This window comes from Faecalicatena orotica, assembly GCF_905197545.1.
GTDB classification, from domain to species: domain Bacteria; phylum Bacillota; class Clostridia; order Lachnospirales; family Lachnospiraceae; genus Faecalicatena_A; species Faecalicatena_A orotica.
In genome coordinates, this window is record NZ_CAJJZH010000006.1 from 213,322 (window position 1) to 233,515 (window position 20,194).

The 20,194-nt window shown below is 37.8% G+C and carries 17 protein-coding genes; 1 reads left to right on the forward strand and 16 read right to left on the reverse strand.

From position 1 onward, the window contains the following. Positions 1-3: 3 nt before the first annotated feature. The 11 genes from ABIN22_RS14295 to ABIN22_RS14345 all read right to left on the reverse strand — a co-directional run bounded on the left by ABIN22_RS14295 (position 4) and on the right by ABIN22_RS14345 (position 13,336). Positions 4-606, reverse strand: a complete 603-nt coding sequence (locus tag ABIN22_RS14295) for a DUF6034 family protein (protein WP_346909476.1) — start codon at positions 604-606, stop codon at positions 4-6. After that, entirely contained in the window at positions 513-1,169 is a 657-nt protein-coding gene (locus ABIN22_RS14300) for a hypothetical protein (RefSeq protein ID WP_346909478.1), read from the reverse strand. The genes ABIN22_RS14295 and ABIN22_RS14300 overlap by 94 nt, the downstream gene beginning before the upstream one ends. Before the next feature lie 91 nt (positions 1,170-1,260). Further along, positions 1,261-2,784, reverse strand: a complete 1,524-nt coding sequence (locus ABIN22_RS14305) for a DUF6034 family protein (RefSeq protein WP_346909480.1) — start codon at positions 2,782-2,784, stop codon at positions 1,261-1,263. A 586-nt stretch (positions 2,785-3,370) separates the two neighbouring features. Beyond that, positions 3,371-3,601, reverse strand: coding sequence for a hypothetical protein (locus ABIN22_RS14310; RefSeq protein ID WP_346909482.1), 231 nt, complete (start codon positions 3,599-3,601; stop codon positions 3,371-3,373). A gap of 15 nt (positions 3,602-3,616) precedes the next feature. Then, entirely contained in the window at positions 3,617-4,675 is a 1,059-nt protein-coding gene (locus ABIN22_RS14315) for a TIGR04066 family peptide maturation system protein (protein ID WP_346909484.1), read from the reverse strand. Positions 4,676-4,685: 10 nt separating this feature from the next. Continuing rightward, positions 4,686-6,110, reverse strand: coding sequence for a Cys-rich peptide radical SAM maturase CcpM (gene ccpM / locus ABIN22_RS14320; RefSeq protein WP_346909486.1), 1,425 nt, complete (start codon positions 6,108-6,110; stop codon positions 4,686-4,688). Between the two features lie 1,211 nt (positions 6,111-7,321). Further along, on the reverse strand, positions 7,322-10,399 hold the full coding sequence (locus tag ABIN22_RS14325; RefSeq protein WP_346909488.1) for a type 2 lanthipeptide synthetase LanM family protein: 3,078 nt from the start codon (positions 10,397-10,399) through the stop codon (positions 7,322-7,324). Positions 10,400-10,544: 145 nt separating this feature from the next. Beyond that, positions 10,545-10,694 (reverse strand): hypothetical protein, encoded by a 150-nt coding sequence (locus tag ABIN22_RS14330; RefSeq protein WP_346909490.1) that lies wholly within the window; start codon positions 10,692-10,694, stop codon positions 10,545-10,547. Between the two features lie 38 nt (positions 10,695-10,732). After that, the gene (locus ABIN22_RS14335; RefSeq protein WP_346909492.1) at positions 10,733-12,055 is read right to left on the reverse strand and encodes a sensor histidine kinase; all 1,323 of its coding nucleotides are present in this window, start codon (positions 12,053-12,055) and stop codon (positions 10,733-10,735) included. Next, positions 12,056-12,775, reverse strand: coding sequence for a LytR/AlgR family response regulator transcription factor (locus ABIN22_RS14340; protein ID WP_346909494.1), 720 nt, complete (start codon positions 12,773-12,775; stop codon positions 12,056-12,058). It abuts the gene before it with no gap. A gap of 9 nt (positions 12,776-12,784) precedes the next feature. Next, the gene (locus tag ABIN22_RS14345; RefSeq protein ID WP_346909496.1) at positions 12,785-13,336 is read right to left on the reverse strand and encodes a hypothetical protein; all 552 of its coding nucleotides are present in this window, start codon (positions 13,334-13,336) and stop codon (positions 12,785-12,787) included. A 127-nt stretch (positions 13,337-13,463) separates the two neighbouring features. Between ABIN22_RS14345 and ABIN22_RS14350 the strand changes: the two genes are divergently transcribed. Beyond that, positions 13,464-13,781 carry a helix-turn-helix domain-containing protein gene (locus ABIN22_RS14350; RefSeq protein WP_109730882.1) on the forward strand — a complete coding sequence of 106 codons (318 nt, stop codon included), beginning with the start codon at positions 13,464-13,466 and terminating at the stop codon, positions 13,779-13,781. A gap of 252 nt (positions 13,782-14,033) precedes the next feature. Here ABIN22_RS14350 and ABIN22_RS14355 read toward each other — a convergent pair whose 3' ends face one another. The 5 genes from ABIN22_RS14355 to ABIN22_RS14375 form a co-directional block, all read right to left on the reverse strand. Further along, positions 14,034-15,167 (reverse strand): glycosyltransferase WbsX family protein, encoded by a 1,134-nt coding sequence (locus ABIN22_RS14355; RefSeq protein ID WP_346909499.1) that lies wholly within the window; start codon positions 15,165-15,167, stop codon positions 14,034-14,036. Between the two features lie 103 nt (positions 15,168-15,270). Next, positions 15,271-16,104 (reverse strand): carbohydrate ABC transporter permease, encoded by an 834-nt coding sequence (locus tag ABIN22_RS14360; RefSeq protein WP_346909501.1) that lies wholly within the window; start codon positions 16,102-16,104, stop codon positions 15,271-15,273. Further along, the gene (locus ABIN22_RS14365) at positions 16,105-16,974 is read right to left on the reverse strand and encodes a carbohydrate ABC transporter permease (RefSeq protein ID WP_346909503.1); all 870 of its coding nucleotides are present in this window, start codon (positions 16,972-16,974) and stop codon (positions 16,105-16,107) included. It abuts the gene before it with no gap. 163 nt (positions 16,975-17,137) lie between these two features. Beyond that, the gene (locus ABIN22_RS14370; RefSeq protein ID WP_346909505.1) at positions 17,138-18,433 is read right to left on the reverse strand and encodes an ABC transporter substrate-binding protein; all 1,296 of its coding nucleotides are present in this window, start codon (positions 18,431-18,433) and stop codon (positions 17,138-17,140) included. A gap of 171 nt (positions 18,434-18,604) precedes the next feature. Beyond that, the gene (locus tag ABIN22_RS14375; protein ID WP_346909507.1) at positions 18,605-20,188 is read right to left on the reverse strand and encodes a response regulator transcription factor; all 1,584 of its coding nucleotides are present in this window, start codon (positions 20,186-20,188) and stop codon (positions 18,605-18,607) included. Positions 20,189-20,194: the final 6 nt, after the last annotated feature.

Genomic DNA, 20,194 nt, shown 5'->3' on the forward strand with positions numbered 1-20,194 from the left:
ACACTACTGTGCGACAATGACACCGCCGTCCATAGCATTGATCGCAACCGGTATAATCACTAAGTCCTTCATATTATCTGCCTGCCCCTCACTTCGCATTACCTGAAAAAACCATGCTGGAACCATCCATGCGTTTTCCGGTTTATGAAAGGCAGTTACATAAGTATAACCCAGCTTTGCAGAGGTTACCTTGTAATCAAATTTTGTCGTATCCTCTGCCGGCTGTCCAATATTCAAATAACTATAAAAAATCTGCTCAAATAGCGGTTTCTGTATGTCATCGAAGGGAAGGAGATTCACATTCTCTGCAATGACAGCTACTTCCTCGCACATTCCCTTCCATGAAAAAGATTTCACACCGTCATCTGTCACTATCATTGACACCATTTCTATTGGGAACGGTGCAGTATATGTATCCGTTGTATCCTTTGTGGCACCCCCGATAGACGCATCTGCCGAAATCCCCCCATATGAACGTGTAAAATCATAACGATATCCAATTTTTGCGTTTTTCAGATCTGCCTGCCAATAAAAATCATCACTCTTTCCATACCTGTTGTCAGGTGCCGCTTCTTCTGGAAACCACAGAATCTTATCCGTAGACAAAAGTGACATCTCTGTAACAAATCACGGAACTTCTCCTTATATCCTGAGGTGTCCGGGCTATATTCATTCATTCTTATATATTGTTGAATATATTCCAGACTATAGCCGCCTGTTCCCGTTTTCCAAACAAAACTACTGCCGTTAGCAAGTTTAAGATTATAACTCCTCGTCTCAATATGGGACAATCTGTTTTTCCCGACATCTGCCGAAAAAAACGCCCCGGCATCCGGAGTCTGATCCACTTCTCCCCTCAACTTCGAGTACCAGCAGTCTGATGCCATTGCGACTATATCTTCTGATTTTTTATAAAATTTAAATTCCGCCTTTTGATCTTCTGGCGGTGTCTCAGGTGCAGACTCAACAGCCTCCTCCAAAGCACTTTTTAAGTCATTAAACGGTGCTAAAGTTGGATTAGCATAGACTCCTTCTTTCTGATCTATACGGTCTATCACCTTCTGGAAAACCTCTTTCGTATCAACTTGCGGTACATAAAAATCCTCACAGTCTGCAAAATACTCCGCATATTCTTTCAATTCCTTCTGCGTCAACGTGTGATTTGCCATCTCCGCAACTGGAATATTTCCTGTATGCAGCTTTCCCAGACCCAAATCTGGAGATTCTTCTCCTGATGGAGCCGTAGACTCAGGTTTGCCATCATCTTACAATAACACCTCCATCCATTGCATTGATTGTAACGGGAAAGGCCGATACATCTTTCATATCTCCGTCCTGACCAGAACTTTCCATTATTTCAAAAAACCATGCAGGAACCAACCATGCATTTTGTGGCTTGTTAAATGCAGTTATATTAGTATACCCCAACTTAGCAGAGGTTACTGTGTAATTAAAGTTAGTAGTATCCTCTTCTGGCTGTTCATGAGCCAAATAGTAGAAAAATATCTGTTCAAGCAATTCATTTTGAATGTCGTCAAAAGATAGTAGTTTCACATTCTCCGCAATAGTAGATTCCTTTTCACACATACCTATCCACGAAAAAGTTTTCACGCCGTCATCTGTTACAGTGATTGACACAGTTTCAACAGGAAATGGGGACGTATAAGCATCTTTTGTATCTTGAGTTCCTCCACCTGCCCGTTCCGCTGATATACCTCCGAATGCGCGTGTAAAAACATACTTATAACCTACTTTTGCCTTCTTCAAATCTGCCTGCCAATAGAAATCTTCTGGTTGTCCATATCTTACATCTGGCATCACTTCTTCTGAAAACCACAATACCTTATCCACATATAAGAGTATCATATCTGGTACATGAAGATCTTCCATTACTTTTTCAGCCTGTTCTTGCCCTTCTTCCTTTGTAAATGGCTCTTCTTCCAGAGCCTTCAGATACTGACTTAATAATTGTCTAAACTTTTCTTTATAACCGGTTGTGTCTGTACTAAATTCATTCATTCTTATAGACTGCTGAATATATTCAGCGCTATAGTTGTCTGTTCCTGTTTTCCAGACAAACTTGCTACTATTGATAATATTGGGATCATAGCACTCCGCTTCAATATGGGCCAGTCTACTTTCACCAACATCTGCACTAAAAAACACTTTTGCATCGGTAACCGGTTCATCATCCATATCTATCTTAATCCAACTGTTAGCTGCTTTTTTAATGGCATCTTCTGTTTTCTTTTGAAATTTTAATTCTACTTTTTGCTCTTTTGACAGTGCCTCCGGTGCGAGCTGGATTGCATCATCTAAAGAGTTTTTCAGATCCGAAAATGATCCCAAAGAAGGGTTCGCATATACACCTTCACTATTATCTATTCTTTTTTTTATATTTTGGAATACTTCTTTTGTATCCCCCTGTGGTATATAAAGTTGCTCACCGCCAGCAAAATACTCCACAAGCTTTTTTAATTCCTTCTGCGTCATCGTATGATTCGCCATCTCCACTACAGGAAGATTACCCGTTTCCAGCTTTCCCAAATCCAAATTTGCAGATATCGTTACCCTGTCATTGCTTTTCTTTTCTGTTACACTCCAATGTTCCGGCACATCAACGTTTCTCTTCTCTCCTGACTTTAGAGGGGAAATAATAAGTTCATCACTCAGACCGCTAGCTTTGCTGACCACAGAGCTTTTATCCGGTGTTTCTTGACAGCCAGAAAGAAGTAACGTAAATGATATAAGTATACATAAATAAATCTTCTTTTCTTTTTTCAATTTCTTCTCCTCTCTTGCTCCGAAATCCAGACTTCTTTATTATATGTAATTTGTGTCTTTTATACGGCCACCGCCCCATGCTTGATATCACTTTCTTCATCTAAAAGCAACATAAAGCATGGGGCACTTCATTGCTAGATTAGCTATTAATTAAAATAATTGTGTAATACCGTGTAATTAGTATTCAAATTTCTGTTAAGATCCGAGTTATACTGAGCACTCCATGTTGCCGCACAAAAGGAACAAGGACAACACGATTTGGCACAATCACATCCACCGTATGTTTCAATTGTATTACGTCGTTTTCTAAACTGTTTTTCCAATTTCTTCATAACTAATACCTCCATATAAACGAACTCGTAGTTTAATAAACCTCTGTTACCTGCTTATTCTTTTTCAAAATATAGACAAAATACAATCATCCCCCTAAAATGTCATTTCATAAAATAATGTTTCATTTTTTATCTATATTGTTTACAAGTAACTTTGTATTCAGCTAACCAATACTATAAATTCATTCTACAATCTTAGTATAGGTTGCTATCATATACCTCCTTCCTGCTTTATTATTAATCCAAATTTTCACCTACTGTATTGAAATTTGGGTTAATCTTTCACATAAAATTTCCAAAGTGAATTCATCATAGCTCATTTGTTCTATCACCTGAATTATCGGAAAATGGTACACCTCTTGTAACTCTATTAATACATATGGCCAATACTCCAGCAACACTGGAAAGGTTAACAAATTTTGCCCCGTATCTTCTATAAAGATATTCAAATACTTAAATATTACATTGCGTAAAGTTTCTTCCATATACTCTTTCCTCTTCTAAATAGCAAAAAAGTTATTTTTTAATTCCATTAATATTCTGTCTATTTGTCTTTCTATTTTCCCTTTGTCATCAACATCTGAGAGATTCTCCATTTCCAAATCTTTTACCTCGCAATCAGAACCTGCCTGCTCTTTACCACTGTGATATTTTATTATTTTCCGTTCATGATCTGCTCTAAAATATTGACCTGATATAACAAACTCTTCTACAGCTGTATTATATCTCATCTGGCAAAAATTACTCAAATCTTTCATTGAATTCTCATCTTGTTTGCAGTTACTATATATTGTCAAAATACTCTTATCTGAAATTACTGCATTTAATATTGCTAACGGAATTTCTCCATAATGATTAGACTCATACTCATCAAATTCCAAAATACCTCCTGGGCATCCTAGTACAATAATATCCGCTTTACTATTTTCCTGCTGTTTGTATATCCAATTATTAAACGCTTCAATTTTTACTTGTAACGATAAATTTTCAGAGAACAAAAAACCTGGCAAAGCCTCCATACCTATAAATTGTCCTAGTAAATTTGAACAGATTGAAAGTACTGTATACCCTTTTTTCTCAATTATAGTTTTTATTATAACCTGTAGTTTAAATTTATCACAATTTTCACCTTCTCCCATAACAGCAAGTATTGGAATCCGGATGTCTTTCAATCTTGTTCCTTTAAATTTTTCTGGCAAATCCCTTTTTTGTAGTATATTAATATTTTCATTTTTAGGATCAATATCTAATCTCTGCATCAATGAGGCTCCCAGATAAATATTTTTCCCCGCATTTAGTGCTTCTTCTACCCTCGTTTTATACCCGGAATATTCATGTCCCATCGTATTCTCAGCGAATAATACCGTATCAACTTTTTTTAAACAACTTTTAAAATCAACACTACAATATAAAGAATTTTTATTCTCCAACTCCTCAAGTCTCTTTACATCCTCATAATAACTTGATATAGCTGTGATTTGATATTTAGTACTTGCTCCTTTATTTTGTAACAAAACTTCCGTATCTCCATTTAGCGGAAAAAGTAATAACCGTTCCATAAAACCCTCCCTACTTGATAACTTTCAAATTTTCATTTCCTATATATCCCATTTCCACTAACGCACAAAGTTCATGCAATAATTCTTCCGTTCTATATTTAGATTCTCGACATTTCTCCATTAGTAGTTCTTTTGTAAGTTCTTGATTTTTCTTCTCAATACCACTAAGGCAGTATGAGCACTCTCTTATATTCCAACAATTCAAACACTCTTCTTTAATTAGTTTCCCATGATTAAGAAAAAAATCCATCCTGTCATAATCAAATCCTTTTATCAATGAACCAATGCACATCTGTTCATCCTGCTCTGACACTCTTTCACATGGGAAAAAATCACCATTCGTTTCTACAAATAATCGTCTAACACCTGGAACACATGGCCCCCCATGATGTGTTGCTACTCCTTCCTGAGTATGCCGATGCAGACGTTCATACAATAATTCAATATCTGATGCACGTGCTCTTTGCATTTTCCCCCTTGAATCCCATTTTCTTTTCCCCAGTAATGATAACAGCATTTTTATGTACTCAAATTTAGCAATTTGATTATTACGTTCTGTAATCTTTAAAATGCTCCTATCCTTTATATCTACTGGATTAATATACGTATAGTGAATCTGTTCTGGAGGAAAAAGTTCAGAATTAGCATAAAATTCATATGTTTTATTCAAATCAGTTGTGGTGCTTATAACGCAATTAAACGAAACCTGATCAAAATAATATTTTTCATCAAACTCCTTTAATAATGTAAGGTTTTTCATTATTACATCAAAAGAACCTTGTCCCGACAAAAACTTGCGATTTGCATCATAACTTTCCTTTGCCCCATCAAGGCTTATCATCAGAGTAACATCATGCTTTACCAAGAATTCGATTTTCTCTTGATCCAATAAAGTTCCATTTGTTGTTATTGAATAGGTAACCACTTGATCTCCTTTGTGCTCCGTGATATAGTCTGCACATCTCTTAATCAGTTCAAATTCTAGTAATGGCTCTCCACCATAAAAAGATAGGCATAATTTATCAGCTTTATCACTTCTATCAAGGTAAAAATCAATGGCACTCTTCGCTGTTTCAAAGCTCATCCGCTCAGATGTATGCGTCCGATTATAATAGTTACCAGAATAAGCACAATAATTACATCTAAGATTACACTGTTGAGTAACCTGCAGAATTAAGTTCTCCATATAATGTTCTGACAGATACCTTAAACCACTTGTTTCTGGATGTTCAATTTTCTCCAGAATTGTCTCCTGCAACAATCCATTATCCTCAAATCGTTTCAACGAATCGTCCATTGGAAGTAATCCGCTTTTTTCTACTTTTTTCAACACCTCATATTCATCATCAGTTACTGCCACAACAGAATCCAAAAATCGATCATAAAAATATTTTCTTTTGGGCGTTTGAAAACATTTAATTATTATTTTTCCCATACTTTCCTCTCCTGAATATCATTCATTAGCATACCAGTTTGTACCAAAAAATTCTTTGTACATACACATTTTAAATTTTTATTTGTGTTGGAATATCAAATTTTCTTTAATATTATAATATCGGGAGCAAAAGTTAATTTCTAACTTTCCCCATTTCTATAGCACCTTGAAAATTCATATTCTGTAGTTATTTTCTGGTATATACCTGTTGATGTTCTAATTTTTAAGTCATTATTTTAGGCTAGTTTTGGATTTGGCGCATAGTTTTTGAAATCTTCAATACTCATGGTTCGCTGAATCAATGCCCGCTTTTACAACGAGTTTGACAATTTTAGGTCTGCATTATATAAATTTTCATATGTATGGCAACGTTTCTGAAACTGGCCCAATGTTTTGTCGCTAAGAGGTCTTTCATCAAAACTTGTTGTATGAGGTGCGTACTACAGCTGAATATCTAGCATCAGATTTTCAACTAATTCATCATCAAAATAGTCAAACAGTCCTTTGATAATAAGTGCGCCTACAATTACATTGACTGAAGTATTTTGTCTAATCCACGAAAGAGATCCACCTTTTTTGCCTTGTTTACTCCTTTTGAAGCTTATCGGTACAATTTTTTACATGGCTCTCCACAGCATATTATATTGCGCTGAACACCCAGAATACTCACAAAATATATGAACTTTTCAAAGTACTATAGTGAAGCTTTTGTCCCCCAATATCTTTTATATACTTATATTACTTTTATGCCTAAAATTTTACAACCAAATGACCATAAACTGTACTCTATTTGACCTTAAATAGTAATAATTTTGTAGTAGGTGCCCCTTAATAACAGAAGGTATCTCTGCTCATAGATTTCCTGCGGACAATAACTATCAATAAACTTTCTAAACACAAAAATCTAATAGACAATTCCCATCTTTTCAATGAAATGCAGGTACTGTCTATTAGATTTTTAATTAATACATGGGTGTCCCTCTTAACTCCTGTATCGCTATTGAATCATAATGATTCTTTTCCCATCCCAGGCTCTTTTTATAAAATCCACCTCCCCCACTCCTTAAAATATATAGTAATGAGCAAAATGCATACCTTAGATTTGTAAACGATTTAGGGCTGGACTATTTGCTCATTTCTATTCAACTTCATTATAAAAATTGAATCCCTTCAGCGCAACACTTTGTCCTCCAATGGTATGATATGTGTCCTCAAAAACTCTGTAAAAGTCTGTAAAGAATCCCTCCATAGCCATTCATAAATCCGGAATTCATTCTTTCTTGCGGCAGTAAAGTTATCTTTCTTATAATCTGTTTTTCTTTCTCCCGTTCAATGTAAGATTTCATCCCAAATTCATCCATCTTCCTTCCTGCGATGTCCAGAATCCAAAGATTTCCCAATATCCCATGACAAAGGCAATAACTGTCACGCAGCCAATAACCATTCAATTTAGAATAGGCCCGTCTTATATCTGTTTCTATCCGCTTTTTCCACACATCATCTTCAACCATTTCATAACAGAAAATACGTGAGAGTAAAATCCCACCTGCACCATGACACCATGCAACAGAGCCGATGCGGTCTACTTTTTCACTCTCTTTATGGCTACGCAGATCTTCCCAGTTATTCATCACGGAATTGTATAATGAATCCTCATACTTCCAAATATCTTCTGCCAATACACGGTACCGTTCCTTCTTTGTATACTTCCATAGTGCATTCACAGGCATCAGAATCCCGCTATTCCCATGTGCAAGACCTGACATAGGCATTTCGCCTTGTTCCACGATCCATCCTAAGCCACATGACTGTCTCTCTGCCCTCTGATCCAGCCTGGCTATACTGCGTTCGGCCAAATGAATATATTTTGAATCCTTTGTTATTTCATACAGCAATATCATAATCCAGGCTGCGCCGGCATTGCCAGATAGCAGGTCATAACGAATATCCTGATCAATAAGTTTCTCCACAATCCCGGCATGTTTCATGGCATATTTCAGAAACTTTTCATTCCCGCCCTGCCTGTAAAGCATGATGTACACATAAATAATCGAGCTTTCCCCATCGTAGGCCCCTGTATTATGGGAGTCTAAACCGTCAAGGGATTTCATTCCCTGATCCGTATATAAGAAAAGCATTCTTTTCAGTGTTCTGTAAATATCCGTTATGTTCTTGTCTGTATTTCTCTTTTTTAATTCAGAAAAAACAAGCAGCATCCCAGATAAACCGTCATACAGATAATGGTTCATCGGCTTTATATCCCAATTCATCTTTCCAAAAGAAGAAAGCTGCACAGTATACCAGCTTACTTCCGTTCTTTTCTGATTCCAAACTGCATATTTCAAAATCCGGTCTGTCAGATCTTCCGCAGTATACCTCACACGCTCTTTGTCCGCCTGCTCCATCAGCATACTGTCAGTCACTCGATAAACACGATTCATATAACCATCATTTTTATCAGGCATCAGCTCCAGCGACAAGCGAATATACTCACTCTGTATTTCTAAATCTATTTCGCTCAGTGCTCTTATTCTTGCATGAACAAACTCTATGGGCTCTTCTGGAAGATCATGCTGTCCGATTACTTTTTGTTCGCTGAACAATTCCTTCTGACTCAAAACATTATAAAAATAAGGGATATCCCCATCCAGCATAGCTGCCACTTCAATATCCACAAGCTCCATATCCTGTTCTTCTCTGCCACTCAGCATGGAATACAAAAAAATCTCCCGCTCCGCCCCATCTCTCAACAGGCTTGGATGGTAAGAACTTGAAATCATCATGCTGTATCTTTGTGTATCTGCCATAAGTACCCTGTTTTTTATGTCTTTTGAATTCTTTAATTGATCGAAAAAGTCCTCCTTATTGTTTATAACCTGCCTGTATGCCCGGGTAAATCCCTCTGTCATTTCTTTTTTATAATGGTATGGTTCGTAAAACGTTCCTTCCAGTGTCGCTAAGTTTTGTACATTCCGGGAAACCGGAGACTGATATTCAATTCTCATGTCTGATGTTCTTTCATTCACTACCACAGGCACCCTGAATGGATACTTCTGCCCTCCCACACCATTGACAGCACTCTGGTTAATTCCTTCCCCATTCTTATTCCAGTGATAAAACGGAAGCATTCCGGAAAAAAGAACGGAATCAGACAGGCGGCCGTTAATTTCCTGCCGGACAGTCTCCCTTCCTCTTTGATCTGCGATGCTCATCAGCACTTCCAAATCAATTAAAACCGGATATTCCCCTGAAGCTATGATGTTCTCACAATGCAGATCCTTTGTACCTAAGGCATAGGCTAAAAACAACTGGACCCCCAAGCGCAGGTAATAATCTTTCAACTGCTGTTCTGTCTTGCATGAACAGTACTCCACACAGGACGACCAGCTATAAGTATCTTTAGGAATAAAAGGATATGCGGATTGTTTTATCCCTGTTTTAGCCCCCAGCCATCCCAGCAATTTGTAAAATACCCTTTCATTCTCCATTGAATGCGGCTTATATAAGATCTCAGCTGTATCATCTAACTGCATTCTAAGTACTTGTTTTCCCCCGTGATGTGTATCCGAAAAGTCCCCCTTTATCCCAGTAATTTTTCCAATAGCCTTTCCTGCAAATATTCCTCTCTGTATTTCAGACCGGTCACAGCTATAACATATCAACACTTCTGCATAATATTCTACTAATTGTTCACATTTCTGAACGATACAGCGGTATAACACCGGATATGCGTCAAATAATTCTCTGTAGAACTCTGCTTTACCTAAATACTGCGTACAGTAAAATTCATACTCGTCACTGGAATTTTCTCCCTGAAGAAGTCCTTTTTGTTTATAGAAATGCATTTGGACAATTAACGTCCTTGTACATATATTCTGTAGCTGCCCTGCTAAATGGATAGAAAAATCTTTATAAATATTTTCATCAAAATATTGTTTTAAATTATTTATCCTCAAATTTAATCCATCTGTATAGTACAGTAATATTTTAAAATAGAACTCCGAAAAAACAATTTTCTCTTTTATGGATTCTAAACAGCTTAACTTCCTCTCACTTTCATTATCCTGTGTAAGATATTGAAACAACTCATCTGATATAGATTTTAAATCAGCCTTAAAATCTGCTGAATTTAAATAAAAAGCAAAATTTTTATTCTTCTTTAAAAGAAGTTCAAAATTCTGCTCCCCCAATAACTTTCCCCAATAGGCGGATTTATCATGATTTCGCTCCGTATCCTGACCGCATTCCTTATATTCACGTTCCGATAAATAACTCATCCTCATATCCATGTATTCTCATCCTATTCTTCATAGAAAAAGATAAAAGGCCTGCTGCAAATGTAACTTCATATCAGATATTCTACTTAGAATGCAAATTCCATAATATCTAATATAAAATTCATGTTGCAGAAGCCCCTTTATCGTTTTCTGGCATTTAGCAGCAGTAAATTGTTAATAGTGGTGAACATACTGCTGTATGAGTGTTAGTTACCTCTACATTCCTCTCAGTTGGAACAAGTCTGTTTACCTCGTTAACCTCCTCTAATAAATCACCAGCAAACATCAAACTCTTCTCTTCTTTCATCTTTTTTCTCCTCCTGCTATCTTTTTTTATATGAAACTTTATTCTATATCAAAAAAAGAGAGTCTTACAGCAAACGTATCATTCTCAATTTGATATAAAATATCGCCCTCATATTCATCCATAATACGCTGAACACTTTTTAAACCAAAACCATGTAATTCCTTATTTATTTTGGACGTCAAAAAACCCTTCTCATATTTTTGCGGCATTTCATTAATTGTATTAATAATTTGAATAAAGAACAGGTTTTTTTGCTTTTCAATTTCTACACTTATCCACCTTAAGCTATCTACTTTCTCACAAGCTTCAATTGCATTATCGAGCAGATTACCAAATATAGTACATATTTCCCTTTCTTTAAAGGGCAGATTTGGTAACGGCATAGCCCGCAATATAAAATTGATATTCTTTTGCTCAGACAACATTTTTTTCTGACTCAATATTAAATCTACTACATAATTTCCAGTAAATATCTGTGGATTGACCTTGATAAAATCGCTTTTTAATTCCTCAACATAATCGTGTAGCTTTTTATATTCACCAAGACTCTCATACTCACTTATAACAAGATAATGGTTTTTGATATCATGCACCAATTCTTTATTCTTTTCTAATGCACTATTTAATCCCTCATATTTTTGCCGCTCTAACTCTTCTTTGAGCAACAGGAAATCATATTCCATCTTAATCATCTTATTTTTAGATAATAACATGCCTATAAAAATAATAATCACTATCACTGTTACTAATGATAATACACCACCTAATGCATTCCTAGTTCTTTCACCAAGTACCATAGAAGCCATATAAAATTGATATCCTCTAACCAGTATTACAAATATAATGCCCATTGAAAACAATATTCTGCGCAGGTCGTATATATCTTTTTTCAAATTGCTTTTTATAATTATAATAACTAAAACTGTTGTAATCATCCTTGAAAAGATATAAACAACTATTTTCTGAACACTTATTCCATTATAATAAATAACTTCAGCAAACTTATCGTTTAAAAAGTGCATCCCTATAAAAGCAAACAAGAAATCTAAAAGGCTAACAAATGCATGGTAAACAAGAACAATACTGACTATTAAAAATGTCCTTCTTTTTATAATTAAGTAGCTGAAAAATATCAACAAGGCTACCGTAAGAATAAACAGCGAATCTGAAAATAATATAAGTTTACGGTTTATTCCCAAAGATACGCCAACAAGTATGATACTCATCCACAGAATAACCATACTGGACCTTTTTAAATACTTTTTCTCTATTAATATTTCAAATAGTAATTGATAATACAACCAAACCTCATAAATAGATATTGCAAACAAGGCTCCATTTAAAATTGCCTCATCTCTCATTTATTTCCCCCAGTATAAATTAATCTCCTTCTTAACCGCTGCCAGCTTTGCCCTGCTGATTTTCACTTCGTATCCGTTTTCTAGATAAATAGTATCGCCCGATAGTTTATGTATATGTTTCATATTGACAATATACCCGCGCTCTACCATCACAAATGCCTTACTCCCAAGCTCCTTATAAACTTGATGCAGTGTAGTTCTTTCTCGATACTCTCCGTTGCCAGCTACAAAAGTTACATATTTACCACCTTTGGCTTTATAGATATAAATAATATCCTTATAGTATAACTTCACTGTTCCTTCATTGATTTTAAGCATCCTGTACTGCCTGCTGTCGAGACTGATTTTATCAATCAGCCGTCGTGCCACATCCGGCAGACGGTATTCCATATCCTGTTTTAAAATATACTGATACGCTTCAATCATATAGCTCTCAACCGCATACTCGGCATAAGAAGTAATAAAAACAATATACATCTTAGAATGTGCTTCCCGTATCTTTTTCCCCAGCTCCATGCCATCCATCTCTGACATCTGGATATCTGTAAACAGGATGTCAAACAGCTCTCCATTTTTTACCTGCTCTAAAAAAGATTCGCCGCTTGTATATTCCAGAATCTCAATGCTCTCTTTCTCATCCTCTTTCATTGTCTGCTTAATACATTTGCATACCATGTCCCGCATGGCTTTTTCGTCATCGACAACTGCAATTCTAATCATAAGTCTCCCTCAAAATGTATAATACTTCTTACTATTTACGTCATAAAGTATTGCCTCATCTGATTGTATATACAGTTTAAATGTTTTGTCCCACAAGGTCTTGTCTCCCTCCTGAGCCAGAACTTTCCCTGAATAATATGTATAGACCCCTTCTCTCTTTTCAGTAATATTTTTCATAATATCCTGAACTGCATCTGCAATTTTCATGGAGTGCAGGTTGGGGCTCCATTTTCCTAATATATTCCTTATAACAGATTTATTTAATGGCATAGCTTTATACAGCCATTTTTCATCCGGAAATACATCTTTTTTATTTAAATGCAGATAATCTAATATTATATGAAATTCTTCTTCTACATCGCAAAAAGGATGTCCCAGTTCCATATAGGCATAAATATGCCACATTGCTTTTTTTAGATAACCTGCTTCTTGGAATTTTTCGAAATCACTGCTTAGATACTTTATACTCTTTAATAAGACCTGTTTACTCGATATGCCCAGACTTTCAATACCGGCCACAGACATTTTTATGCCTGCAACTTCAACACCATCGTAGAACATTGTACTATATCCTCCTTTTTTTATATAGTACGTCATTATTTACTATTTGTAAATATATTGCATATGAGTAAATTCTCTTTCTTCATCAGTCTTGCTAAAATAAAAGAAAGATTATTAGGAGGCACTTATGACAATAGGAGAACGAATCCGGTATGTACGTAACTCAAAAAATATAACACAGAGCGCTCTTGCTGATTCTATACACATATCTCCAAGTTTCATGAACCGTATAGAAAGTGGGTCTTCTATGCCTTCTATTGATACTGTCTGCGCGATTGCAGATGCTTTACATTCATCTCCCCAGGAACTCCTTTGTGATATCTTCGTGTATCCCGATGATACATCTGTTTCCGAGAGAATTAAAAATATCGTAGAACAGCTTCCCGCTGAAAAGCAGCAGTTAGTTTTAGAAACGCTGGAATTTTTGCTGCCACGTCTTATTTAAGATTATAGCAGAATTATTGTCATTTCATATACTTTGACCCTCAATGGTAGTGTTTCTGTCCCTGAATGGTATAAAAATACCCGGCTGTTAATGTGTTGACTCACATCTCGGCCGGGTTTTCTCTTCTATGAACATACTCATGTAAATGTAGCTAACTCGTAATAAAAGCCAGCCACATAGGCCCCTGTATGGGTGTATCAAATTTTATCTGAATAAAAATTTCCGATGGTTTGCCGTAAACTTTTTATTTCTTTAACATTTTCCAAATACGTTTCTGATTGCTTCCAGATACCCCATTCCATTGACTGTATCTGGCTCCAGATAGCTTCCTTCTGTCCATTCATTCCATGCATTGATGGTACAGACCTTTGGTTGTACATTTCCTTCATCCATAAAAGCTTTCATATCCCACAGGGCCTTTTCAAATTCCTCCGGGGTATTTCCTGTATACACCGGATAAAACGGATAACCTAGATTTTCAAACACATCCGTCTGTATCGTGCGCGGTGAAGAATCCCACCCCATCGTCACATTCGGGAAGTATGTGATTTTATATTCCCTACGCAGCCGTTCATGCTCCGTTTTGCACTTCTCACGTAATTCAGGATACGAAGTGTCCGGAAAATGCATAAATTCTAAATGATGCACCCATACATAACTCGTCGCACTGTCTATCCCCAGATATTTTATGATCTCTGCCGGGTTCGTCAGTGTGTTTTCAGTGGGAAGTGTTTCTAGCCCCCAAACTACCGCGTTGAGATGCAGTGCTCCTAAACCTGCCGCACGGACCCTGTCACGCAGATTGTCCAATGCGTTTTTTGTTTCCTGAAGCCCACCAAGCCCCTTCACCAGACTCATAAGTTCATAGATTGAAAAGTAAAGTTTTCCGTCCACCTTCCAATAGGATGGATGACAGAAATAGGTATCAATAATATGCTGTGTTGCCTTTTCAAATATCTCTTTTGAAACCGGTCCCCTCCTGCGTACCTGATACGGCTGGCAGCGCGGTGCTGGCTGTATTTCCAGCCAGTCGTGATTGGCCCACATGACGGCAAATTTTAATTTATCATTGTTTGTGGCCTTCAAATACCCCTCTTCCAGACACTTTTCAAGGTAAGGTCCCTCTTCATGCCAGTACCAGTCAAAGATAAATGCAGAAAGCCCATGATCAGCCGCCGCACTGATTTTTTTCTCCATCACAACTGGGTCTGCCTCATCCTCATATCCCCACATTGGTACCTTGGGCTGTATATGCCCTTCAAACCTGGGCTTTGCTGCCTTTAATAACTCCCATTCGTTCCATCCCGGACCATGCCATTCTTCATTTGTTTTATCCAAATGATAGTTAGGAAAATAATAAGCAGCTACTTCATATTCTCTGTTCATAAATTTAACCTGCCTTTTTGTTATTCTTTTTATTTCTCGTAAGTATATGAAAACGGCACTTTTCACAATTTACCGCTATTTGTTTAGTATTTTCTGGGCGCACTTACCCCTTAACGGCACCTGCAGACAACCCCTCATAAAAGTGCTTCTGCAATGCCACAAACAGGATGATCGGTGGCAGCATTGCCACTACCAGCATCGCGAAGATCGCACCATAATCGGACTGGTGCTCGTTTACAAAGGAATATACTGCCAGTGTGATTGGTTTTTTATTTTCTGAGGAGATCATCATGAGTGGCATCAGAAAATCATTCCATACTGTTACCAGAGAAGTTAGCGCATAGGTAACAACTACAGGTTTCAGCAAAGGGAAGATAACGCTTCTAAATCTTCTGATATAACCGCATCCATCAATAATCGCCGCCTCATCTAATTCTGCTGGAATTCCCTTAATGAAACCAGTGAACAGGAGAATCCCCATCGGTATCTGGGTTGCCGCATAAATTAAAACAAGCGAAGTTCTCGTGTCTTTTAAATGGAATTTCATGATAATGTTATATATAGATGGAAGATTCGCTACCACAGGTATCATCATCGCACTTAAAAAGAGCATATATAAGAATGAAAAATATTTTTCTTTCCGCCGCCCTATTGCATAAGCTGCCAGCGAACATAACCCGATGTCTATTATGATCGTGGTGCCCGATATGATGATCGAATTCATAAAACTTCTCACTGCAACCGAGTTTTCAAATACGGCCTTAAAATTCTCCAGATAAAAACCTGAAGGAAGCGATACAATTTTGTTTACTTCATTTGGATTTTTAAAAGCGGAGAGAATCATATACAATATCGGAATTACAACGAGAACAGCGCAGACATATGTGAAGAGGTAACGAACCACAGTCAATTTTTTACCCTTACCGATTTTCTTCATCTAATATTCAACCTCCCTGCTCCTCGTAATTTTCAGTTGCAGTATCGTGACCGCCGCGATGACGACAAAGAGCAGCACACCAACAGCACTGGAATATCCGAACCGCTCATAAAGAAAAGCGTTGTCATAAATCGTCATACTAATCGTTTTGCTTGCATCCATCGGTCCACCCCCGGTCATAACGAAAGGAAGATCAAAAAGTCTGAGTGCCCCGGTAATGGATACGAACACATTTACGGTTACCGACGGCATCAAAAGCGGCAGTGTAATATATCTGAATTTCTTCCACCCGGACGCACCGTCCAGCATGGATGCCTCGTATACATCTGTAGGAATACTGGTCAACCCGGTCATAAAGATAATCATTCCATAACCGGCCCACTGCCATGTGTTAATAAAGATCAGCACATTTTTGACAATGTTTATGTCTCCCAGCCAATCTATCGTAAATCCAATTTTTCCAAGCACCTCGTTGATAATTCCGGCATACTGAAAGAAATTCAGCCATGTCAGAGAGATAATCACCGGACTAATGATGCAAGGAGCATAAAGAATTGCACGCAGTACATTTCTGCCTTTAAGCTTTTCAAAAAGAAAGATTGCAAGAATCAGTTGAATCACAATTCCGATACCAACAGACAGAATCGTAAAATAGAATGTATTTCCAAATGCATTCCTTACTTCACTGTCCTTAAAAATATCAAGAAAATTCTGAATTCCCACAAAATTATAGTCTTTGCTGAACCCATTCCAGTCTGTGACGGAATATCGCAGAGTCATCAGAAGTGGGATATATGTAAATATCAGGAATAGACATAGAGCCGGAAGTGTGGCCAGCATGTTTTTCCTTTTTTCAGCCTTATTTCTCATATTCTCTCCTACCTTTTTCTGAAAACATTTTCCTGTTTTCTTTTAAATATGTCCCGGTATATCGAGACAAAAAGTGCCCCAAAGCGGATTCCACGTCCAGTACTTCATACCGCAAAAGACGGTGCCGAATATGGTTTGACGGACTCTGGGACACTTCTTGTATTTATTCTGCTACAACAATGGAAGATTTAAATTTTTCAAATTCCGTATCTAATTTGGTAAGTTCATCTGATGCAGAAGATCCTGCCAAAATGGACTGAAGTCCTTTTTCCATCATAGACGTAAACCCTGCAGGCATCGTTGCTTTCTGGCTCATAACAATCTCATATTTATCTGTCGTCAGCCCTGTCACATAGTCTTTGATAACCGGGTCAACGTCATATTCCATAGGCAGGAATGTCGTCAGTGACTGGGAAGATAAATACCCGCTCAAGTTTTCCGGTTCTACAAACCAGTCAAATAATGCTTTAGCCTCTTCCGGGTGTTTTGTAGAGGATGAAATGACAATGCTTCTGTCGGAAGTACCTGTTGTATAGATTTTTCCGTTTACCTCATCAACCGGAACCGTAAAGCATCCAAGTTCAAATTTCTCAGGATCTGCATTCTTAATCTCATCCAATCCCGGAATCCATGTTCCCTGCGGCAGCATTGCCGCCTTTCCCTCCACAAAATAAGTGACGGACTGCGGATAGGTCATGGTAAGGGATGACTTCCCTATATACTCATTTTCTGCCATCATCTCAGCCATCTCAAACTCTTTTTTAAACATCTCAGAACACTTTTTATCTCCTTTGTAAAGTGTCTCTCCCCACTCCGGATTCTCACTCAGATAATCGCCGAAGTGGCGTCCTCTGAAGAACATTTCAAATGTCCATGCATCTTTGTCCCCGAATACAAATGGTTCTACTCCGTCTGCCTTGATCTTATCTGAAAGTGACCACAGTTCATCTAGCGTATCCGGCGGTGTTACTCCCAGTTTTTCAAAGTACTTCACGTTATAGAATACCGGAAGGGGGCCGCCCTGTGTACAGATCGGAAAACCATATTTCTTTCCGTCAATGGTATACAGCTTATCCATTGACTCTGATCCGCCTAAAACCTCCATCGCCGGCTGGTCACTTACATCCATAAGATAGTCTTCTTTTACAAACTTCTCGTACTGCTCGGGCTTAATCAGAAATATATCCGGAGCATCGCCTGACATAAGGCGTGTTTTCAGAAGTTTATCATAATTTGTGCCGTCTAGCGCCTCCACCTCCACATTAATTTCAGGATGGGCTTCTTTGAAGCCTTCCAAATATGCCTTATCCTCCCCGCCTGTCATCCAGGATACGAATCTAAGAGTTACTTTTTCCCTTTCATCACTTCTCTGTTTTTCTGATGCCTCGCCCGAACTGCACCCGGTCATTCCAAACACCATCGCTCCGACCAGCAGAATGCTGAGTATTTTCTTCTTCATAACTATTCCTCCTTGTTTTTATGTAATGTTACATTTTCTTCTTGACTAAACTATACCTCAGAACCACCATTTATCCTAGTGGGGCTTTTTTAATAAAAAGTGGGATATTTCAACATAAAAAAAGAACATAAGAAAACGTCAGTAAAACATTCGTTTCCTATGTTCTTATTACTATTTTCCGGTTTTCTTTTTATATTCTCCCGGACTGATCCCCATATTTTTTTTAAACACCTTATAGAAATGTTTCATGTCATGATATCCAATTCTGTCGCATATCTCCGCAGTCTTTACATTATTCTCCAGAAGCTCGCATGCCAGCTGCATCCTTCTTTGTGTTACGTAGTCTATAAAGTTTTTTCCTTCTTCTTCCTTGAATATCTTGCTGAAATATACAGCACTCAGGTTCACATGCTCCGCTGCGGCATTCAACGTCAGCTCATTTCCCAGATTTTCTTCAATGAACTGCTTCCCCCTCTGCACAGCTCTCTGATTGCCGGTTTTTGAAGAATCCATAAATACCTGAAAACAGCATCTTACTTTTTCCATCAGAAAATATTTCATATCATCTATGGTATCGAACTTCTGAATTTTTCTGTAAAGCCAGAATTCATCCTCCAACACTTCGCTACTTTCTGCCGCCGTCTCTTCCACAGATTTTCTGAGCATCACGAAGAAACTCAGATGCAGCTTATGCAGTTCCTTGATATTGGTTAGGCTGCCGCCTCGAAACTTGGTATACAACTCTTCGATACAGCCTTCAATTCCCTCCTGGTTTCTCACCAGAAGTTCCCTTTCAAAGCGTTTTTCCCAGTATTGCCTGCTGAACGTTTCCCCCTCTGTCTTCTCTCCCGCATAATAAATTTTATTCGTACCGGCAACCAGATACAAATTCAAGGCCTGCTTTGCAGAATCATATGCTTCTCCCAACTTACTGGTACCGGTTTTCATCTCCCCTGCCCCCATTGTCAATTCTGGTATATCCAGCATATTCGTGAACCTGATCATTTCCTTATACATTACTTCCAACCGCCTGTCAAATGCCTCCTGCTGAATTGGTTTCTCCAGGTTCAACAGAATCCCCATCTCCCGCTCTTCCTCAAAAAAGCAAACCGAATCTGCTATTTCACGATAAATTTCATCTGCTATATTTTCAAGACCAAACTTCAAAAGTTCCTCATCTTCCGGTGCCACTATACTCGTATGAATCATGATAACCCGAAAATTGGGCCGGACGAGTATGACTCCGTTCTCCTCCAATAATTGCATAATCCGTTCCCGCCTGTCCGCCGGCGCATTCAAAAGCTCATACACATATTTTCTTTGCAGTATGCGTATTCGTTTCTTATCTGACATATAGAGTTCTTCATATCTTTGACGCTCTTTTTGCCTTACAAAAAGCTGATTCTCGATCTCCATCATAAGTGATGCCAGACTCTCATCACTGATCGGCTTCAGCAAATACTTATATGTACCAAATTCAATGGCTTTCTGTGCATATTCAAACAAGTTGTAACCGCTCAGGACAACAAAAACAGACTGGAACAAAAACTTTCTGGCCTGTTCCATGAACTCAATCCCAGACATTTCCGGCATTTGGATATCAACAAACGCGACATCCGGTTTCTCTGATTCCATAATCTTCAGAGCATCCACAGCACTTTCCGCCTCATAAAGCACATACTCCCCCAGATTTTTCAGTTGGGTCTTCAAAGACTCCCTTGCCAAATATTCATCATCTATGATCAGTATTTTCATTTTCTT

Bases quoted from the DNA above. Each gene is read 5' to 3' on its own strand.
- ABIN22_RS14310 (WP_346909482.1), bottom strand. From the start codon at position 3,601: ATGGAAGAAACTTTACGCAATGTAATATTTAAGTATTTGAATATCTTT.
- ABIN22_RS14315 (WP_346909484.1), bottom strand. From the start codon at position 4,675: ATGGAACGGTTATTACTTTTTCCGCTAAATGGAGATACGGAAGTTTTG.
- ABIN22_RS14355 (WP_346909499.1), bottom strand. From the start codon at position 15,167: ATGAACAGAGAATATGAAGTAGCTGCTTATTATTTTCCTAACTATCAT.
- ABIN22_RS14330 (WP_346909490.1), bottom strand. From the start codon at position 10,694: ATGAAAGAAGAGAAGAGTTTGATGTTTGCTGGTGATTTATTAGAGGAG.
- ABIN22_RS14350 (WP_109730882.1), top strand. From the start codon at position 13,464: ATGACAATAGGAGAACGAATCCGGTATGTACGTAACTCAAAAAATATA.
- ABIN22_RS14365 (WP_346909503.1), bottom strand. From the start codon at position 16,974: ATGAGAAATAAGGCTGAAAAAAGGAAAAACATGCTGGCCACACTTCCG.
- ABIN22_RS14335 (WP_346909492.1), bottom strand. From the start codon at position 12,055: ATGAGAGATGAGGCAATTTTAAATGGAGCCTTGTTTGCAATATCTATT.
- ccpM (WP_346909486.1), bottom strand. From the start codon at position 6,110: ATGGGAAAAATAATAATTAAATGTTTTCAAACGCCCAAAAGAAAATAT.
- ABIN22_RS14300 (WP_346909478.1), bottom strand. From the start codon at position 1,169: ATGGCAAATCACACGTTGACGCAGAAGGAATTGAAAGAATATGCGGAG.
- ABIN22_RS14345 (WP_346909496.1), bottom strand. From the start codon at position 13,336: ATGTTCTACGATGGTGTTGAAGTTGCAGGCATAAAAATGTCTGTGGCC.
- ABIN22_RS14360 (WP_346909501.1), bottom strand. From the start codon at position 16,104: ATGAAGAAAATCGGTAAGGGTAAAAAATTGACTGTGGTTCGTTACCTC.
- ABIN22_RS14375 (WP_346909507.1), bottom strand. From the start codon at position 20,188: ATGAAAATACTGATCATAGATGATGAATATTTGGCAAGGGAGTCTTTG.
- ABIN22_RS14325 (WP_346909488.1), bottom strand. From the start codon at position 10,399: ATGGATATGAGGATGAGTTATTTATCGGAACGTGAATATAAGGAATGC.
- ABIN22_RS14340 (WP_346909494.1), bottom strand. From the start codon at position 12,775: ATGATTAGAATTGCAGTTGTCGATGACGAAAAAGCCATGCGGGACATG.
- ABIN22_RS14370 (WP_346909505.1), bottom strand. From the start codon at position 18,433: ATGAAGAAGAAAATACTCAGCATTCTGCTGGTCGGAGCGATGGTGTTT.